The following is an 18,970-nucleotide window of genomic DNA, read 5'->3' on the forward strand; positions in this document are numbered from 1 at the left end:
TGACCCGAAACTTTGATTCTTTCGTTAGCTGTTTTCGGAACCCCCCGAAGTAGCTAACGAAGAATCAAAATAAATTATTTCCTTTCCGGCGTACTAAATGATTTGGCATCCCAGATTCCCCAGACTTCCCGTGCAGAAGATACCGCACCTTGGAGTGCTTCTACTTGCGATCGCCCGAACACTATAATCTGGCGGGGTGGATTGTACTTGCGGGTGACGGTAACGCTCCACTTGAATTGATGGCTTCTGAGTGCTCTCATCGATCGTCCCTCCCATCACCGACATTGGGCAGCGTCTCTGAACTTTGGGCTAACAGAGAACCGGAGAGTAAGTGAATCATTTGAATTGCTTCGATTTCAGACATCCAAACATTTAAATGTTCAGACGTTGGGAAGAGATTTAAGAGGTCGCACTCTTGTAAAGCCTCGAATACGGTGCAGGAGTAGTGCTGGGCGTAGGCAATAGCTTCAACGAGCGCTAGCTTCTGAGTGGGGGTACTGGTGGTTAGGAGTTGTTGCCAGCACAGATGGAGTTGGCGGCACGAGAATTGGTCGGCGATCGCTCGCACCAAACTCAAAGCTTCAGCGGATGTTGGCAAGAAGTCGAAAGCCAGGGGCCACTTATCCCCGAACAGTTCGATCGTCCCGCATTCTTTGATGGAGCGGGTGAGGGTGTCGTTTTGCCGGAATGAATAAACTGCCGCTTCCATCAGCGCGCTTAGCTCCTGGTGCGGCATCGCATTAACAGATGTCAAGAGCTGGCGGTACAAAGCGGCAGTTGTTGGTGTACCTGATTCTGATGCTGGTGCTGGTGCAGGTGCAGGTGCGGGTGCTGCTAAGAAAGTTGCAGCCGCTTCAATGGGTATGGGTATCTGTGGTTGTGTCATGATGGTCGGAGCATCCTTGTTGATGTGCCAGACCCCGCCCTAGAAGATTGCAAGTCAGAGGGGCGGGATTTGGTTTGTTTGCAGTTTTTTTCGATTAATTGATTGATTTGGGCGATCGCCTCCTTGCGACCCATAGCTTGAACCAGTTGCCGAAACTCCCAAAGAATTTCGATCGCCTCTCTGCGAAACCCGCGACTGTTTGCTTGGTAGTACCAGCCAATCGGCTCCAATCTTTGAAGCACCGCAACATCTCGTTTTAATTGAGATTTACTGATATACAGCAATTCCAACGCTTCGTTGCGAGATATATAGGAGATGTCCTCCGGTAATGGCAGGCTGTTCATGGCGTGAGCTAGTTGCTGGCGATTTTGTGGAACCAGGCTCTTAACTGGCTCGCAAACCAATCATTGCATAGGGACAATACAGGTGCAATAGTGGTACAAATACATGAGCCTTTTGTGAGCTAATCTTAACATTGCTCCACAAATGCACCACTATTGCAACAGAAATGAGACAATAAAGAAAAAATATTGGTAGAGTTTATGGCACGCAAGGATGACCGACTGCACGTAGCACCATTAGGCGAATACTACGACGACATATTAAAGGTCGATAGCTGGATCAACGCCCGTCCAATTTCCAGCCAAGCTAATTCGCTGCTCTGCGTAAAGCTGCAAGAGCGGGAGGAGCGGATTCGAGCGCGAATTGAATACCTCGCAGCGAAGCGGGGAATATCAGGGAAAGAGCTGTGGAATCAAATTCTCAAGGGAGATGCCAAAAAACTGGAGCCAGAGGATATCACCGAAGTTTCAGATTGAGAAAAAGTTAGAAACTGGTGCTACCACAAAATGATACGAGGCACAAACTTGCAATTCCAGGGGTTTGACGCGCTCTCGCGAACGCGCTTGTTACTTAAAAAACTAGGTTGAACAGCGGGTATACACCAAAATTTGTTGATCTCGCGTTTGGTGTATACCCAAAACAATAATGCCAAGTGTGCTGGATTAAAAGTTCAAAATGTCTCAGATTTTTTGCCAATAACTTTGGTGGAATGCATTTAGGTAGAACCAGAACTAAGAACGGCATTTCAAACTTTTTGAGTTCCACGACCCCAAACCCTTACTATAAAAAGCTGGAGGCGTTTTAAAATACATCCATTTAAAGGAGTGACTGCAATGATTGGATGGCCATTTAGCAAAAATGGAGATGACGATTCGCAGAAGGAAAACAGACATTCGGCGTCATCTGAAGAGGATTGCAAGGAGATGGAAAAGAAGTATGGGTGGGAACTCAAAAGAGTCGAGCAAAACGAGGACGATTCAGACCTCGAAGTCGATTGCGTCTTCAAAGGCAAACAGACCAGCTTCTGGGATATGTGGGGCGACCACCAAGACGATCGAGATAAAGATGAGGAATAGTTATGAAAGCACTTGAACAAATAACACCAACTGAAGAAATCGAACTATACGACCCATTGGCAAGCAAGTCTACGCTGAACCTTTACCTAGTCAAAGAGCAAGAAAAATGGGTGCCGATCGAGAGCAAAGAGCTTGTGATTGGGAAACAGTTGACTCGACTGTTACAGCTTTCTCACGATTCGCGTCCACTACTGAAGCGTCAGGTCAAACTTGGCGAACGGCTCACTTACCACGTAAAAAAAGAGGGTAGCCCTTGGAAAGCTTACCTTGTCACTCCCTCAGACTGGGTAGTGGTCAGAGTGTTTCGGTACGGAGCTGACCTATCAGAGGTTGAAGGGGATATGCCGGAGTTTCGGGATGTACAGATTGCTTACTGCGAACGCCAGCCTTTGACACCAGAGGAAGCTGAAACAATGACTTATGAGATTGTTAGCCAGGTTTCTGTGGATTCATGCGGTGGCGATAAGGAAGCTTATCAACAATTCCTTGCCAGCCAGCAATCTAAGCCATACGTCCGCGTATAGAATTTGAAAAGGCTGTTGCCGACAAGCGATCGCCCGCATCGATTAGACCAGACCAAAAAAAAGAGTCCGCAGTCTTTAGAAGAGACGGCAGACAAACAAATTTCAAAAACTTTAGATTCATCATAGTCTATTTCTGCCACTACCGCATCATTTGCACCTTTGCACCTCAGCGGTAGTTACAGCAGAGCCGTCTCTTCTACATTTAGCGGGTTTTTGTACAAAAACCAGTTAGCACCGCTATGAGTAGCGAGAGGCATCTATGAATGTTGTACAGCAAATTCAATCTACCGCGTACCTTTGCCCCAAACACAAGAGCCACATTGAGAGCCGGGGGTTGTTGAATGATTGGAGTTACGCCAACTGTCGCACCGTATCTGCGGATGAGGCATCATTTTACTTGGGGTACACGGCAAAGTCTGGCGGTATCCTGTTTGTGGGAAAAACAACACAATTCCAATTCAGACCGGACAAGCCTTGGAAATCAGAAAGCTGCAAGAAAGCGCCCAAATATCGGACTCCCGTTGGTGAATACGACGCATTCTTGCCCCAGCATCCCACCGACAAAAACTACTGGGATACCGAAAATCTCAAGCAGCACTGCTACCGCATCAACGAGCATCCGTGCATTGTCCTCACTGAAGGCCCGTTCAAAGGAATCGCCGGGTGCGCTAACGACATCCCAACTATTGCACTGCTGGGCGTTTCAATGGGTCTTACCTCTAAAAAAGGAGACATTCAAGGCAAGCGCTACTTGGTCGAAACTTTAGAAAAGTACGCCCGTGCAGGTTTTGGGTTTATCTTTGCCTTCGATGCCGATGCCGCCACCAACCCAAACGTCACCTGGGAACAGCGGAAACTCGGTCTACAGTTGCTCAAATTCGACGTTCCGGTCTACAGTGCAACTGGAGGTTGGGATGCGGGCATCGAAGGCGAGACAAAAGGCATGGATGATTTGATTCAACGAAAGAGCATTGAAGCTTTTAGGAAAGTGCTGGCCACGTCCGTTACTTTTAAGGACTGGGAATCAAAAACCTTTGGAGGCGACGGCGGCAGTGGTGGAACTAGAGACAGATACTTAGTCCCCAAGTCCACAACGTTTGAGGTACATTGCCTCAAGAATTTATTCGGAGATGATTGGATAGTCATCAATGATGCTTTCTACCAATGGAACGGGCGCTATTGGCAATTCCAAGATGAAGCGGATGTGAACAAACTCATCGGCGACTTTACTGAGAATTGCTACGAAACAGCAGAAGTCGGCAAAAAGTTTAAGTTCGGCACTAACAAATTCTTAGATTCGGCTTTTAAATATTGCCGGAAGGTGCTGCACCAGAAGGTTGACACTTCTCGGAACCACCTCAAATCATTCTCAAACGGCACTGTGGATTTGAGAACTGGCGAACTGTTCCCACACGACAAGGAACATTACCTGCTTTCTTGTTCCCCCTGCGATTATGTGCCGGGGTCAGAATGTCCAGCCGAATTTAAGAAATTCATACTTTCTGCCTACGGTATCGAGCAAGTAGAAGTCATCAGGGCTTTGACTTCGATGTACTTAGACCCAACCGCACCTTACGGGAAATTTGCTTACTTGATTGGGGATAGCGGTAGCGGGAAAGGCGTGATGCTGCGGACTTGGGCAAACTTACTCGGCGAAGAAAACAGCGTTAGTTCCAATAGCTTGACCGAACTGACAAAACCTGAAGGTCGGCATCAATTATTAACTGGTAAATCCTTGTTTTACATCCCCGACGCGGGCGGATTTCTTAGCGGACTCAAAGCTTTTTACGAATTGGTAGACAATGGCGGCATTTCGGGACGGGCTCTATTTTCGGCATCGGCTTACCAGAAAAAATGGAACGTGCGATTTGCGATCGCCTCCGTCGAACACATCCAAACGGAGAACAGTGGCGATGGTTGGGACAGGCGCTGCATTCCGTTGCAAACCCGCGCCCGCATCGCCAACATTGAAGACCCGGAGCTAGGACGCAAGTTATCCACTGAGTTAGGTTCGATCGCCGGTTGGGCGTTATCAATGGACAAGACAGAACGCGACCGCATTTTGCTCGTACCGTCCACCAATCCATCAATTGTCGCGTTGAAACAGGATGGCGCGATTCTAGGGGATAGCGTCCGTTCGTTTGTCGATCGCTGTTTGAGAGCGGGTGGCGATAGTTACGTTGGTAGTGATCTGCACAGTTGGTACGTGGCGTACTGCAAAGCCCACAATCTCTCGCCAAGCGGTTACAACAAGTTCGTTCACCACTTGCAGCGAGTATTGTCAAATCACTGGAAAGCTTCCGAGGTTGTGCGAGAAGGCGACAAAATCAAGCGCATTCCGGCTCAGTGGCAGGGACTTCAGATTTTACCGTGCTTTGTTGATGTAGCAATCGCGGAGGATGAAGATGGCAGCAACCGCCCCCACATCCCGAACTGGGCTTGCATCAAAACTATTTGCTGTGATGGTGGATTGCAAGAATTAACTCAAACCCGCACGGTTACAGGCACTTCAAAGATTGCAGAAATTCCAGCACATTCTCAAATAGCTCAAACCGTTGTGGTTACAGGCGTTACCAGCAATTCTGAAATTGTTACAACATCTGAAAACGCTGAAACCCGCATGGTTACAGACGTTACAGCGTTACAAGATGAAAGTAGCCAATCTGAAAAAACACCATCACCTGACATCGCAGAGAGTGTTAACAGTAGAGTCGAGTCTCAACCAGTAACTGATGTAACGCCTGTAACAGCAACTGTTACACCCACTTTTGAGCCCGAAGCCAAACCGTGTAACAACTCAAAAACTTGTAACAATTCGATCGCCCCTCCACGTCACTTTACTCCTGGCGATCGAGTAAAAGTTTCGAGCCAGTATCCCGGTGCTCAGGAGTACAGAGGCGAGGGAGCGACCGTAATTGAGGTGTGGAAGGATGGGCGAGAATGCCTGCTTGTTGAGCTTGACCGCGAAGTGACAATTCTGGGTCAATCAAAAAAACAACTCTACCTTGACCGGCGTTATTTAGTTTCACAATCCGCTGCCTCAAATCTCAACGAAAACGAACTAGAACTGGTTGAACGTGCACTCAAAGCGATCGCGGACAAAGACCCCGCAGCAGCCCATGATGTCTACTGTCAAGTGCATGAATTGGGAGTTAAGGAAGCGGTGAAAGCGAGGCTGACAAACGATGAAAATGAGAATTTTAGACAGTTGGTTAAACTTTGGAAGAAAAGCAAAACTCAACCTTAGCCTAGCCCCAAGATGCCTGTCAGAGTTTGGTGTATACCTCCAATCTTGGTTTTCCCCGCCTAGTCTTAGCACTTCTAAGCCCTGGGTCAAAATATGCTGATATCCTGAGCCAATAGTTGGAGAAGGGGCAAATCTGGCTCGATTTCGGAACCTTACATTTTCCGTGGGTCGCAGAAGAGCATTAAAATTATTCTTCTACCCCTCATACATAAGTTACATATCGCTGTATGTAACTTATGTGTAACTATGGGAACTTATTCTCAACAAATGGCTAGTCAGTCTCAATAGACTTATTAAGCTCTCTGAGAAAACTTCTGTAGACTGAATTAACTGCTTATTTTTTGTTTAAGTCCCGCTAATAGTATAAATTTATGGACACGAGAAGAAAAATTTCCAAATGGGGATTTGGAATGGCTCCAATCTCAGCAAGAATGCAAGGGCGCTACGACTATGCGGTGCAGTCAATGATAGATTTTCTTGAGGGAAACACGGCTATAGAAGAGATCGAGCCTGATCAAATCAGCGAGCTTAAGGGAATGTTCAATCGCTGTTTGCGTAAGGATCAGTGGGATTGGTTTAATGTATTCGCTTGCTTCGGTTCACCAAGTGGGCAAAGTTTAAGACCTTTTATTCCATTACTTATTGATTTACGAAGAAGCGTAATTTCAGGAGAAACACAAAGAGTCGGGAGTATTAGTCAAAGACTCCTTCAATTGGATTTATTGAGGTTACTACGCACATTCCAAGATGCTTCATATTTACAGGCTAATAATACAGAGGGCGGGTGGATTTACATTTTATCAACGAGAGAACAGCCAAATATCCTCAAAATTGGTATGACTTGCCGCTCAGTAACTCAAAGGGTTAAAGAAATTAATTCTGCGACAGGCGTTCTTTTCCCACTTTCTCCTCGTGCTGTTTTCCGTGTCAAGTATGCTGCAAAAGCTGAAAGAGAAATATTTGTATTGCTTAATCAATATCGTATAAGGAGTGATCGCGAATTCTTTAATGTACCGTTTAAGTTAGCCGCTAATACCATTGAAATTTATATTCAAGGTATTGAGAATGACGAAGCCTAACCCTCTGCTGCTAGTTCTTTGATAGTTTCAAACAAATCTTGCTGACTATCTAATCTCAAGTTAAGCCGTATTCTGTCTGTAATGTCTAGCATTTGTCTATTAACTGTTTAGTAGTGGCGAAAATTCAGCAACCCCTTGAAGAAATTTTGCTAGAGGGTCTAGGCCGGGAAAGAGTGAGTTACCGCCTAGAGCTTGTAACCTTTGCAACTACATCATAATATAGTTTATTGACCCGTTAACTGAAGTTTAAACAACGTAACGCCAACACCACCTATAAATATACTTATTATACTAATAACTAAGTTTGTAAGAAGTTGGTCTTTATTTTTAGTAAAATAGTTACTTTTTTCGTTATATCTTTTAGTAGTAAAAGCTATAAATTTATTTTTATCAATATCAAAAATGGGTGTAACAATTATAATAGTCAACACAATCATTATTATCGAAAATATATCTTGAATTAATTCAGGATACAAATCGTGGTTTTCTATTATATTTAGTAAATTACTAACTCCAAGTAATAAATTAACTATAATTAACGCCAATTGAATAAAACAATGTATTTTTCTTCTTTTTCGGATAATTGGTTTGATTTTTTCTATCAAACCAATAGAAAGAGTATCGCCATAACTGTATATATGAGTCATATATCCATTAATGGTTAAGCTAAGATAAGGTTCATTTAACCTAATCGTTAATTCATTGAAATTTTGTTTATCTTGAATTTGTTCAATCTCATGAACTGAGTCTAATTCATATTCATCTATAGTAAGTGTATAAGATAAATTAGAATCTTGTAAGATTTTATTAACTTCTTGTAAATCATCTAAAAATAATTTGGCAGGTAAAAAATGATTACCAATTAATCGTGGAAGTTTTTTCATGTCTTTCTTTTAAATTTCAATAATATTCACAAAATATTATATTATAAATTAGCAATATTTACCAGCATAAAGCTAGTAACCATTCCTGCAAAATCAGGATAAGTAAATTTCCCAGCCTAGGGCGTGGAAGCAGCGCCACTACGTCAGGTTATGAATGTAAGACATTTGCTAGACAATTGTAAGACAAAGACTAGACAAGTATAAGACATACGAGGGTGGCGGCTATTTTTGCAGAACCCGAAAATACGTCCTCAGCTTTTAAGCGAAATTTTGCGACCCCTGACAAAAATCTCGCTAGAGGTTTAGACGGAGAAACTCGAATTTCCCAGGCTAGGGCTTATAAGGCATTGAGGCGCAATCCGTGCCAAAAAGTGCAAGCTAAACTGTCAAAGCCTTGTCAGTTCTGGATTTCAGCCATAACAAGCGACAAAGGAATAGCCTGTTCCCAAGGTTGAGGGACATTCTTCCAATCCACCACATAATCCCCGTAGCGTTTGATATGGCTGGTCAAATAAGGAATCAAACTTGCCAGCAACTCGCGGTTAATCTTGTACCCTTCAGCACTTAACTGCTGCACCACCAAGGAAATATTGGCTACAATCCAATCGGGATAAGGCTTTGACGGTTTATGTTGCACTTTTTTACACGGATCTCGGCTCAATGCCTACTTGAAGTTTTGGGGTTATTACAGTTGGTGCTAATCCGGTTGTTAGAAAGTATACTTGATTTATTGATTCTTTGCGGAAGGGAAGAGTTATGGATGATTTGAAAGTTGTGGGTGCTATTACCAGTGCAGCGGCAGCTACTGGGACAGGTTCTGTGACAATTGCTACAGTTACTTCTTCTGCTCCTGGGATTCTTGGAGTTATCGGGTTTACCACAACTACAACAGTAGCTTTGCCTATAGCTGGTATTTTGGCAGTAACAGGGTTAATAGGCTTTGGTGTTTACAAAGGAGTAGAGATTGCCCGCCAGCAATCAGAATCTCAGTAATAATGCTATTTTAAAAGCCACTTAGAAATACCTAACCTTATCCTGCAGCCTGCACCCCTCTGGGTTGCATCCTGGGCCGAACGTCTTTTTCGGGCTAAAATCCCAAAATAAAAATTGTTTTTCAGGTTTGGCAGCGATCAAATCCCTGATCGCAGACATTCCAAGCTCTGCCTCAAAATATACCCGTATGTTGGCTTCGCATGGAAACGACAGCTAGCCAGAAACCTAAATTTTTTTGGATAGTGCAAAATAGAAGAGAAAGACATTCGACTTTGAGGAAAATCAGATGGCGAATAAAGTGGGATATAACGAAAATTTTGGTCTAGATCTCGACAAGGTTGTAGCTTGGAAGCGTATACCTACTCACGGGCCAGGGTTACTCGAAGAAAAAGACTGGGACTTAGAGTTGTATTTCTCTGGCAATACTATTCACGTAGAAAAAAGTGTTTTAGGGGAGGAAGCTTTTAATAATCTTCTTCAACATCTAGTTAAAGAATTTCCGTATCCTGAAGACGGACTTCTTGGAAAGGCGTTTGGGTAACTGTATTAGGGATTCAATAAATGACTAAAGCCACTTTTAACCGGGTGGCTTTGATTGTGTCCGCTGCTGCCAGAACTTAAACTTTTGTCCTGGTTGCCAACCTTCTAGCTTGTGTCTCAAAGCTAGATTGTTAGGGCTGATTAGTTGACAAGATGTGTGATGCACAGTTGCCTAAAAATGACACCCCACTTCTAAAAGCTAGAGAGTCAAGTAAAAATCAAAAATACTATGTCTTCTAATGAATCTGCAAGGGTTACAAAGCTTAGGCTGGAAAATTTGACTATCCTGACCTAACCACAGCACTTCCACGCCCTAGGCTGAAAATACCAATCATCACTCACGGTAGCCTCGCTACTTGCCAATGAAAATATAAGCCTCCCTTTTGCCATTAGAAACCCAGCGACAGCCTAAATTTCGCATTTGCAGGGAACGGAGAAAAGCTTAGAGGTAATCGACAGCAGCAATTTGTGTATCTAAAATCGAAAAAAAGTGATCACTTTCCCTCATCTTTCACGGTGTAATCGCACCCAGCAATTACAGCAGCAGGTTGATGTGATGTGTGGCAGGTGTTGCTGAAAGAGTTGGGAGGCCATAAATGAGCACTCAGCTCTCAGGTCGAACCGCTTTGTTTAGCCTTATATGCTTCTATAAGCAAAACTATATTTGAAGCGGTAAGGTGTAACACGTATGCGGCTAAGTATTCAGGCACGCTTGTGGGTTGTGATCCTTGACCATGACCAGATGTTTTATTGCGAACAGTGGGGACACCTGCTTCAAGAACAGACCGTAAGCCGGATAGATGGGTTTGAAGATACTCTGGGACAAGGCCATTTTTTAGCACGACATTAATAAGCTCTTTAGCACCAGCACCCTTGTCACAATACCATCCGCACTCCTCACAAATTGTTTTCATAGCGCTCTCAAAAGCCTTCAGGGCATCAACAATCGCATCTTTGTACTCTTCCTTTCTATAGTGTTCATGGGCACTTCGGAATTCTTGCTCAGCTCCTTTGAAATCCTGACTAGAGAGTAGGCTGAGCGCGGGTACAACAACCTCTGCGTGGATGAAACCTGAATCAACACGAATGATTTGACCGTTAGTGTACTGATAGCCTATTGCATGCTCCCGAAAGCGATGATTTAACTCGCCAATAGCATCCTCAGCAAGTTGGGGGTTGTTTAGCTCACCTTGGTATTGATAGTGTTGCAATATTTGAGGGATAACTTTCTCTATTTTGTTAAACGTAAGTTCAATTAGATCGAGGAGATGCTCGATAGGAGTATCTTTATCAAGCAAAAAAGACTTACATTGCTCAAAGGGGTTTTGTAACTCCCCTCCAAGATAAAACCTACCGAGTTCCCTAGCAATCGAATTATGAATTGTATCCCATAAATGATTTACTAATGGTACGCTTCCGAAGCGTGGTTCGCAATAAAGCCCAATAGCACTGATCCAGATATGTATTACCTGCCGTCGAAATTCGACTGGCAAGTCTGTATATTGATATACGTCTGGTTGATTGCCACGCTCAGCAAGGTTCTTGCGCTTTGAATATAAGTTGTAGATACCCATTATTATCTCTTAGTAATGATTGAGTAGTTTCGACATAACCGAGGGGACATTAACGTATCTTGACGTAGCCGTAACGGTTGCAAGTTCTAGGCTGGGATATTGAACTATCCTGATGAAGTGGTAGGGATAACGGATTCTACTTCGTCCGCCCATTATCCCTTATAATTCGAGCTAAGCCTCCCACCTATTATTGTTTGGGAGTCTTTTTCTTTTGCTTGTACCGCTCTAAATCATCAGGAAAAAAATCATTCATATCGTAAAGCCTAAAAGGGTTAGGGTTATCACGCAAGAGGCTCATTCCCTCATCGCTGGCTTTTCCGTCAATAATGCAGGTAAACCAGGGATATTCCCAGTTCATTGGCAATACTTCGATCCGCTTATCCTTCTCAGCATACACACTTGCCTTAAGTGGGCTTATGTTAACGATGGGAGAGATCTGGCTAAGAAAACTTGCAGGTGAAAAAATAGCCTTATACCCAAAGTGTTTAGTAAAGATACGTCCCAGCTCGTAAAAATCTAGATATTGTTGTTCCTCTACCCACCCATCACACATACATCGAAACCGAAGATGTAGTGACTTTTGATCCACACTTAATACACCAGAACGGACTAAGCCTGCTACGCCATATTTTTCTGTCCCCAAGGAAGACGGTTTCAAGCCTACAAGTGCACGTGAATAGTCAACATACCGTGTATCCTGCATTTCAAAACCTTGATATTGAGTGGTATCAGCTTCCCAGCCTAAACCCCAAGTACATGAAGTTCTCCCACCCTCGCCACCAAACAGGTAGTTTTCATCCTGGAAAAACGCTTTAGCCATTTCATCAAGGGATGGAACATAATCACTAACGAACTTCTTCCCCCATCTCTCCTCAAACTGGTTAACGTGAATAACATTAAAGCGGATATCTTCCCGATGATGTTTGAAATCTAATACAAGCAGCGTCAGACACTCCTCAAAGTACGAACCCTGAGTTGCGATATGGACAAACTCAAAATCAGTAAATCCCTTTCCTTTGAAAACAAAGGTATAGACAGGATATCCCCCCCGTGAAACGTAATCTATGAACGTCTCATCTATATTGTCAATATGGGCGAAAATGGCAGCCATGTACTTAAGGTTCTGGATCAGAAAGTTGAAGATTCCAGTTTCAGCGGTTACATGACCTGTTTTCACAATCGTCATCCCGTAGGGGGTTTGATAGTTGGTTTGTCGGGGTTTATCTGACTCTAAAGTCAGCGCATATTCCACCAATGCTGATGTAGCCACCATTGAATCATTGATCAGTCCGGGACGATGTTTGCGAATTGTCTCAATTGCCTTAACAATCTCGTCATTCTGGACAAGTTGTAAGCGAGGACGTGGAAGAGCCATTATAAACCTCTTTATGTTACTCATTTTGATTTATTATACTCAATCTGAGTACAAATGCAAGAGGAGCCGCCCTCAACCTTCCATTTAGGTCACATGGCGCACACTCTCTGAATAGAGAAAAAGCGATATCAGATCAGAAACGTAAGACGTATGTAAGACAAAAATAAGACAAAAGCTAGATTATTGGGGCTGATTTGGTTGCCAAGATGCTTGATGCACTGTTGCCTGAAAATGGCATCCCACTTCTAAAAGCTAGAGAGCTAAATAAAAATCAAAAATTTCTGTATCCTGACCTAGCTATACCCGTTTCGAGTCCTAGGCGCGAAAATTGCGCTTCCCCTCTTAGATCCCTAGCGAGATTTTTTCGACGGGTTGTTAAGTCTTTGCCGAAGTGGAAAAACTTAGAAGACCGTCGGAAAAATAGCCGCCCCCCTCCTTAACTATTGCCAGGAATTAAAAACCATGTGTCACGCGCTTGACACTACTTAGCCTTCCTGCTAGACTAAATGAAACGCTTGACACAAGGGATTCGCTTGTTATGCCTAATCCTAAAGGACACGAAGACTCAATCAAGGATTCCCGCTTTAAAGCTACTTGGCATAGCGGCCCGACTCGCACCATCCGAATCCCGATCGCCCTCGCTGAAGTTACACTAGATTATGCCCCAATACGGTTTACTTAAGGGTTAGGAGGCTTTAAAATATTAAAAACAGGAGAATTAATTTTTATTCCAGTACCTCTGTGTTTAACTTTTTTGGATTTAAATTTTGAAACAGGTTTTTTGACAACTCTTGGGTTATTTCTCTCAACTCTTTGTGGCAAAGTCGCATCAAGAATTTCCAAATTCAACCAAGTTAAAAAAAGGGAATTTCTTGTGCTTCTAGTCGCTGAAATTTTGGGACAGCACGACGAATAACTCGTAATGTACCCGTGAAAGAAATACTTAATGGGGAAATTTCTGCATTATTCGCTGTTAGATAAATTAATGACCGCACAGCCCAATGTCCTAATAATAGACCATAAATTTCTTGTACTACTTCTCTTGGTCTTTGAGAACGAATATGAGTTTTTCGTTCTAACAGGTGTACTTTGAATTCATCAATTGTATTTTCGACTTCCCACCGTTGATGATATTCGGCAGCCAATAACTTTGCCGGAAATTTTTGAGGGTCTAATAAACTTGTAATTAAACGATATTTAATTTCGGCTGTTGGATCATTTAAGTTTTCAATCGTGTACTCGATTACTCTGATTTGGATGGGTTTAAATCCTTTTTTTCTGAATTTGCCTGGGGGATTAATAAAACTTAAGTAAGAACCATCTTCTAGCTGTGTTTCGTTGAGGAATTTAACATTTGATGGAATTCTTCCTAAATAGCCACAACCCTTGCTGAGCGTGGCTGATACCATCGCATGCGAATGTAAACCTCTATCCCACATTAGCAACATTTCTTTAGTAACTGACCGCAATAATCTTAACGCTCTGACTCTTTCTCCCATCTTGTATGGGCATATTAAGGCATCAAATATTAAATGTGTTCCTGCTTCTACTAAAATAACTAATCTAGCTGTGGGAAAAGCAGCTCTTGTACCTGGACGGCTACCTGGACGGCCAAAAACTCTGGCATTTTCATCACTGTCTGGGAGGTCTAAACAGGTTCCATCTATTGCTACAACTCTCAATCCATTTAGAAAAGCTCCCACTGTTTCAGTTGTCGCCATCGGTCGTACTAACTGATGAAATAACTGGCTCATTACAACAGGCCCCAATCTTTTTCTGGCTTTAGTAATAGCTGCTTTGCAGGGAGTTTTCCAGAATCTACCAGTTTTCAACCAGACTTCATTAAGTCCATCAATCAGATTTTTTAGTACGTCGCGCATTGAGTCTTTTGACCATAAGCTCATTGCTACGATCAAACATACTACCAGTTGTGATGGTAGCGCACGATGCCGTTTTTCTCTTGATTTTGTTTTCAGGATAGCCGCTTCTATTTCTGTTGAGGGAATCGCTATCTCTATTGCTTTGAATATCTCGCTACTTCTGAGCTTGGGAGATTCTAATAATATTTTTTTGTACGGCACTATACTTGATTTACTTTTTATACATCATACCTAGTGTACCGCTTGTTCGACCTTAAGTAAACCGTATTGGATTATGCCCGACAACTAGACAATGGCGTCGAACTGCTTGACACAGCGGATAAAATTATTGGTTCTGAAGTAGAGATGAAACAGTTTCAATCGCATAACACAAGGACTGGAGCCGAGGAAGTGGCATGGTTAAAGTCTGAGAATAGGCGCTTACAGAATTTAGTGAGTGACATGAGGATTGAGCTGTACCATACTCCACCCCCAGAAATTGAGCTACCAGAGGCTGCTGACTTGTTAAACAGACTGAAAGCCAAGCGTAAGAAATCAGCGGCAACACTCGCAGACATTGAGGCAATTGTGGAGATGATTGAAGGATAAACCCCAAAAGGGAATTAGGAATTATGCCCCTTTAAAACGGGGTTTTACTCGCACAAAACCTTACAGCCATCACTGGACAAAATAGCTAAAAAACACGATCGTTAAATCCTTAAGCTTATCCCTCTTCTGTCACTCTGGAAAAGTAAAAGTGAGAGCCAAATTTCAACTGTAGATAGAGCAATAATTTGAGGGTTTATTTTCTACCAGAATGAGTTGAATTCAAACTGATGTTCTAAATTCTTTACCATATCGACTATAAAGCACAACGAGTTTAGTTTTTTTCTTGATACCGTGATACAATAAACCAGTCAAAATAAAGGATAACAGACTGATGGAAGATAACAAGATTGCCCAATTCATTCAAGCGCTTAAATTCTTCGAGCTAGAACTAGAAGAAATAACCGAAAAACCGGGTTATGAAGATAGAAGAGGCAAAGTGATTGCGGTAAGGAAAAAAGGCGATAAGTCTCGGATACTGTGCGCTTATTCTACCTATGACGAACTGTTGGATTGGGCAAAACAACAATTCCAGAACCCTAGTTAACGCTTTGGTTGATGATACTTTCACAGCCGTTTATTACTATTGACAATCCGCTACACTTCCTGCTGCTGCGATCGCTACCGACAACCTTGGTGTATACCGCTGCTTGGTGTGCATCAGCTCTTTTGCTTGCGGTAATCCTGCTTGACGCTGACCGCCATTGGGAAGCTTCCACACTCCCCGATAAAGCGATCGCCCCAAGCACGCTCGGTTAGCCCCCCACACACATCACCATTACACTGTCAGCGGGAGCCAGCACCCGCAACCGTAGATATATCGAGTGAAGCAACGCCATCGGACGAGATTGATGTAGAGGCAGAGATTGCGGACATGGTGAGAACGATCCGAACTTCGCTTTCCTCTGACCCGTAAGATGTTGAAGGTGCTGTGAGCGTCAACGAAATAATTAAAGGGGTTCGTAACACTGTGGGAATCAGTAACAGCGTAATTTTGGAACGATTGACGGGGCTCAGGAACAAGCGGCATACATCCGGGCGCTTAACACTCAATCCCAACGTGAGGATAAACTTTGAGTACAGCTATGTCTATGTTTTCACCAACAAAGTTTGGTGTATACAGGAAATGAAACTTGTATACACCAAACTACTTGGATAATAAGATTAAATTATCAACTTAACTTCGGGAGTTGCCAAAAGAATACCTGCAACGCTTAATTTTGCTAGATAAACGTCACAGGCAGTCGTTCGATAATTACTCAGCTTCCAAAAAACCTTTTATGGTTTCAACTGAAACGCTGATGATAGGATTCTTATAAATTGAATCTAACGCTTGCTTCAACAGTTCGATTCCACCGCTTTCTAGAGCTGCCATTAACCTAGATTTTAAAGTAGAATTAACCTGAATTTGGGTTTCAACTTTCTTAACAACCGCTGCTTCTTTATCTGCTTGAGAAGCTTGAGATAATTGCTCTAGCAATTGCTGAATTTCGGTGGCTGCTTTAGTTAGATTTTGTTCGGTAACATTGTTGTTTTGATCGCCCTCAACAATATTAGACTGATTTCCATAATTGGACCCCATATTGTTGAAAGTGTTAGAGTAAGGAGATCCAGATTCTGCGCTCATATTTTTTCCTATTACTTAAATTTACTTTATTCGGTAACACGGTTGCTTTGATCATGCCCAACATGACCGGCCTGATTTCCACTATTGTCACCCAAATTAGTGAAAGTGGTACTTTGATAAGTTCTGGGGCTCATATTTTCTCCTATTACTCCAATTAAGTTTATGATGAACTGGTATAAAGACTGATGTTGCTGACTAGAAACAATCTCAATAATTCTTAATAATTCAGGATTTTGCATAATTTCTGCTTGACTTATTTCTTCCCCAGATTTCGCTCTAACCTGGAATGTGCGTTCTACAGCACCTTTGTTAGTAGTATATGGCACCGAAAATTCCAGTAAAATATTGCTATTTACTGGTGTAACACCTCGTTTCAAATCATCAATTTGTAAAGCTTCAGTGTCTTTGATTAAGTGTACCAAAGCAGCAGCCAAAGCTAACCGATTATTATCACCACTAATCAACAATTGAAGAGTTCCACTCTTATGTTTATGTCTGAACCGTATTTCAAATTCTCCTGGCTGAAATTTACTATCTGTATCGTGGGGAAGTCGCTCTCTAATACCTGTTTCTGGATTGGAGAACTCTTCTAAAAATACATATTGGCATTCTACACTATCTAGCTTGGTGTTTGCATCAATAGTCACGTTTTTTAGGCAAGCACCGGTTAAAGTTGCTCCTGTCATATCCGCACCATTGAGGTTGGCATTTGTAAGAGTTGCATGATCCAACATAGTGTAACGCAGGTTAGCTCCTTTAAAGTTTGTTCCAACAAAGCTTAGGTGCGATAAAGTTGCTGACTCTAAATAAATCCCTTCTAAATTTAGACCATTAAAATTGTTATCGCTGGGAGAGTGGTTTTTTAAGTGCCGCTTTGTAACTAATCTTTGAACTTTGGGTATAGTTAGATAACCCAGTCCTTCAATATTGGCATATTCTAAGTTTTCTGCATGATACCAGTTGGTTCTTTGACAGCGAGTTCTCGGATGGGAAAAGGGCTTACTCTTGAATTTTGCACCTTTTAAAGATGCGCCTGTGAAATTAGCATCAGTTAAATCGGCTCCGCTAAAAATAGTACCTCCACGAGCCGTCAATCCCACGTAGCATTGCCAAAGCCAACTAAATCTTCGATCTGGTTGGAGTGCTAAGTTAGAAAACACCACACCAAGACATCCCCCAATTATAGCTCCCATTATTCCTGCCAGCCACTTACCTTGAGTCGTTGTGCCCAATCCTTTGACAATCCATCCCAATTGGGGCAAGGAACGAATGAGTGAAGATTCAGGTTCTATGAAAAAAGACGATCCTAGAAATACGGAAAGGACAAGTATCACCACTATTACTAGAGCAACAATCCATTTAATGTCAGAGGGATCATCCTCGTTAGCATAAATTGTTGTTCCAATAACCATACAAATTGTTATGACAATTAAAGTAATCCCCAAACTAACGTGTACTGTAATTGGGGCTTCAACTATTGAAGTCGGTAATTGTAGTGCGAATGTTCGCAACGATACAATCATTAATACTGAAAAAATAAAGGCGGAGAGATAAACCAAAACTGAATGCCTTCTAAAAAATCTAGGATATAGATAATAAAGAGTAAACACCCCAACTATTGTGGATGTGAAACTAGAACATATAGCAATACAAACGCTCCAAAAACCCACAATATACGGGTGAATATCATCTAATCCCGCTCGGGCATTGGAAAAATTAGAGCGAGTAAGATTAGCGTCAGAAAAGTGGGTTCCCTGAATATTAGCACCACTAAAATTAACACTACACAAAATACTATCTGAGACATCCTTAAGTAAAGAGTCAGTAAAGTTGGCTCCTTTGAGATTTGCACCGCTAAAATCAGCTCCGTCTAACTTGGCGCGGGTGAAATCAGCATTGCACAATATGGCGTTCGTAAACTTTGCACCTCGCAAGTCGCAGTCGGTAAAGTTACGTCCCTCTAAGTTCTGTCCTTGAAAGTTTTGATTTGTGAAATCGGTACGTTTCTCAGGCTCTTGATTCATATTAAAGTGGTGGGTTCTAATACAAAATGACAAAATACATAGCGACCTGCAAAGCAGACAGGCTTGTCGAACGACGCTCGCATTCGAGATATCTCAGCTCGCAGCCCAATTAGCCAAACTCCTACTTTTAGCAGAACTCGCTCGTACTTAGGAGTTCTTTACCAGAAAAGATTGCTAGATCCGGAATGCGACTACCTTTTTTATTGATTGCCAAATACTTGACCTCACCACTGCCAAGACTCTCGATTAAAGATTAGCAACAAGCATTCTTGCTAATTCTCTCATCGCCCGTATTTTGTGTGGGTGGCGGGTAAAGGCTTCCTGCCGCGTTTTC

General features: G+C 42.7%; 22 protein-coding genes. 11 read left to right on the plus strand and 11 right to left on the minus strand.

Features of this window, described 5'->3' with window-relative positions; genetic code table 11:
* Positions 1 to 74 precede the first annotated feature (74 nt).
* Genes QUB35_RS04655 through QUB35_RS04665 form a run of 3 tightly spaced genes read right to left on the minus strand, consistent with a single transcriptional unit; the run spans position 75 to position 1,230 of the window.
* Positions 75 to 260: a hypothetical protein gene (locus QUB35_RS04655; RefSeq protein ID WP_333139824.1), complete on the minus strand. Its 186-nt coding sequence runs from the start codon at positions 258 to 260 to the stop codon at positions 75 to 77.
* Entirely contained in the window at positions 257 to 886 is a 630-nt protein-coding gene (locus QUB35_RS04660; protein ID WP_333139826.1) for a hypothetical protein, read from the minus strand. Before QUB35_RS04660 ends, QUB35_RS04655 begins: the two co-directional genes overlap by 4 nt.
* Positions 883 to 1,230 carry a hypothetical protein gene (locus tag QUB35_RS04665; protein WP_333139828.1) on the minus strand — a complete coding sequence of 116 codons (348 nt, stop codon included), beginning with the start codon at positions 1,228 to 1,230 and terminating at the stop codon, positions 883 to 885. The genes QUB35_RS04660 and QUB35_RS04665 overlap by 4 nt, the downstream gene beginning before the upstream one ends.
* A gap of 198 nt (positions 1,231 to 1,428) precedes the next feature.
* Between QUB35_RS04665 and QUB35_RS04670 the strand changes: the two genes are divergently transcribed.
* From QUB35_RS04670 to QUB35_RS04690, 5 genes are all read left to right on the plus strand, one after another.
* Positions 1,429 to 1,704: a hypothetical protein gene (locus QUB35_RS04670; protein WP_333139830.1), complete on the plus strand. Its 276-nt coding sequence runs from the start codon at positions 1,429 to 1,431 to the stop codon at positions 1,702 to 1,704.
* A gap of 357 nt (positions 1,705 to 2,061) precedes the next feature.
* Entirely contained in the window at positions 2,062 to 2,304 is a 243-nt protein-coding gene (locus QUB35_RS04675) for a hypothetical protein (RefSeq protein WP_333054223.1), read from the plus strand.
* A 2-nt stretch (positions 2,305 to 2,306) separates the two neighbouring features.
* Positions 2,307 to 2,828, plus strand: coding sequence for a hypothetical protein (locus QUB35_RS04680; protein WP_333139832.1), 522 nt, complete (start codon positions 2,307 to 2,309; stop codon positions 2,826 to 2,828).
* A 259-nt stretch (positions 2,829 to 3,087) separates the two neighbouring features.
* Positions 3,088 to 6,075, plus strand: a complete 2,988-nt coding sequence (locus QUB35_RS04685) for a DUF3854 domain-containing protein (RefSeq protein ID WP_333139833.1) — start codon at positions 3,088 to 3,090, stop codon at positions 6,073 to 6,075.
* Between the two features lie 410 nt (positions 6,076 to 6,485).
* Positions 6,486 to 7,154 (plus strand): GIY-YIG nuclease family protein, encoded by a 669-nt coding sequence (locus QUB35_RS04690; RefSeq protein WP_333139835.1) that lies wholly within the window; start codon positions 6,486 to 6,488, stop codon positions 7,152 to 7,154.
* A gap of 224 nt (positions 7,155 to 7,378) precedes the next feature.
* Here the strand turns inward: QUB35_RS04690 and QUB35_RS04695 are convergent, their stop codons facing one another.
* Both QUB35_RS04695 and QUB35_RS04700 read right to left on the minus strand, forming a co-directional pair.
* On the minus strand, positions 7,379 to 8,038 hold the full coding sequence (locus tag QUB35_RS04695; RefSeq protein ID WP_333139837.1) for a hypothetical protein: 660 nt from the start codon (positions 8,036 to 8,038) through the stop codon (positions 7,379 to 7,381).
* A gap of 397 nt (positions 8,039 to 8,435) precedes the next feature.
* A complete protein-coding gene (locus tag QUB35_RS04700) occupies positions 8,436 to 8,675 on the minus strand; it encodes a Tn3 family transposase (protein ID WP_333139839.1) in 240 nt (79 codons plus the stop codon).
* Positions 8,676 to 8,794: 119 nt separating this feature from the next.
* On the opposite strand from QUB35_RS04700, the gene QUB35_RS04705 reads away from it, so the two are divergent.
* Together QUB35_RS04705 and QUB35_RS04710 are read left to right on the plus strand one after the other, a co-directional pair.
* Positions 8,795 to 9,031 carry a hypothetical protein gene (locus QUB35_RS04705; protein ID WP_333139841.1) on the plus strand — a complete coding sequence of 79 codons (237 nt, stop codon included), beginning with the start codon at positions 8,795 to 8,797 and terminating at the stop codon, positions 9,029 to 9,031.
* Between the two features lie 286 nt (positions 9,032 to 9,317).
* Positions 9,318 to 9,572 (plus strand): hypothetical protein, encoded by a 255-nt coding sequence (locus QUB35_RS04710; protein ID WP_333139843.1) that lies wholly within the window; start codon positions 9,318 to 9,320, stop codon positions 9,570 to 9,572.
* Positions 9,573 to 10,182: 610 nt separating this feature from the next.
* Here QUB35_RS04710 and QUB35_RS04715 read toward each other — a convergent pair.
* Both QUB35_RS04715 and QUB35_RS04720 read right to left on the minus strand, forming a co-directional pair.
* The gene (locus tag QUB35_RS04715) at positions 10,183 to 11,145 is read right to left on the minus strand and encodes an STM4504/CBY_0614 family protein (protein WP_333139845.1); all 963 of its coding nucleotides are present in this window, start codon (positions 11,143 to 11,145) and stop codon (positions 10,183 to 10,185) included.
* 187 nt (positions 11,146 to 11,332) lie between these two features.
* A complete protein-coding gene (locus tag QUB35_RS04720) occupies positions 11,333 to 12,520 on the minus strand; it encodes a hypothetical protein (RefSeq protein ID WP_333139847.1) in 1,188 nt (395 codons plus the stop codon).
* Between the two features lie 538 nt (positions 12,521 to 13,058).
* Between QUB35_RS04720 and QUB35_RS04725 the strand changes: the two genes are divergently transcribed.
* Entirely contained in the window at positions 13,059 to 13,202 is a 144-nt protein-coding gene (locus QUB35_RS04725) for a hypothetical protein (protein ID WP_333139849.1), read from the plus strand.
* Here QUB35_RS04725 and QUB35_RS04730 read toward each other — a convergent pair.
* Together QUB35_RS04730 and QUB35_RS04735 are read right to left on the minus strand one after the other, a co-directional pair.
* Entirely contained in the window at positions 13,199 to 13,363 is a 165-nt protein-coding gene (locus QUB35_RS04730; RefSeq protein ID WP_333139851.1) for a hypothetical protein, read from the minus strand. The two genes, QUB35_RS04725 and QUB35_RS04730, sit on opposite strands and share 4 nt — an antisense overlap.
* Before the next feature lie 11 nt (positions 13,364 to 13,374).
* On the minus strand, positions 13,375 to 14,550 hold the full coding sequence (locus tag QUB35_RS04735) for an IS4 family transposase (protein ID WP_445252065.1): 1,176 nt from the start codon (positions 14,548 to 14,550) through the stop codon (positions 13,375 to 13,377).
* Positions 14,551 to 14,667: 117 nt separating this feature from the next.
* On the opposite strand from QUB35_RS04735, the gene QUB35_RS04740 reads away from it, so the two are divergent.
* From QUB35_RS04740 to QUB35_RS04750, 3 genes are all read left to right on the plus strand, one after another.
* A complete protein-coding gene (locus tag QUB35_RS04740) occupies positions 14,668 to 14,988 on the plus strand; it encodes a hypothetical protein (RefSeq protein WP_333139855.1) in 321 nt (106 codons plus the stop codon).
* A gap of 331 nt (positions 14,989 to 15,319) precedes the next feature.
* Positions 15,320 to 15,532: a hypothetical protein gene (locus QUB35_RS04745; RefSeq protein WP_333139857.1), complete on the plus strand. Its 213-nt coding sequence runs from the start codon at positions 15,320 to 15,322 to the stop codon at positions 15,530 to 15,532.
* 11 nt (positions 15,533 to 15,543) lie between these two features.
* A complete protein-coding gene (locus QUB35_RS04750; protein ID WP_333139859.1) occupies positions 15,544 to 15,744 on the plus strand; it encodes a hypothetical protein in 201 nt (66 codons plus the stop codon).
* A gap of 496 nt (positions 15,745 to 16,240) precedes the next feature.
* On the opposite strand, the gene QUB35_RS04755 is transcribed toward QUB35_RS04750, so the two are convergent.
* Positions 16,241 to 16,612 (minus strand): hypothetical protein, encoded by a 372-nt coding sequence (locus tag QUB35_RS04755; RefSeq protein WP_333139861.1) that lies wholly within the window; start codon positions 16,610 to 16,612, stop codon positions 16,241 to 16,243.
* Positions 16,613 to 16,638: 26 nt separating this feature from the next.
* Positions 16,639 to 18,636, minus strand: a complete 1,998-nt coding sequence (locus tag QUB35_RS04760; protein WP_333139863.1) for a pentapeptide repeat-containing protein — start codon at positions 18,634 to 18,636, stop codon at positions 16,639 to 16,641.
* Positions 18,637 to 18,970 lie beyond the last annotated feature (334 nt).

It is taken from the genome of Microcoleus sp. B13-B6, assembly GCF_036705405.1.
Lineage (GTDB): Bacteria > Cyanobacteriota > Cyanobacteriia > Cyanobacteriales > Microcoleaceae > Microcoleus.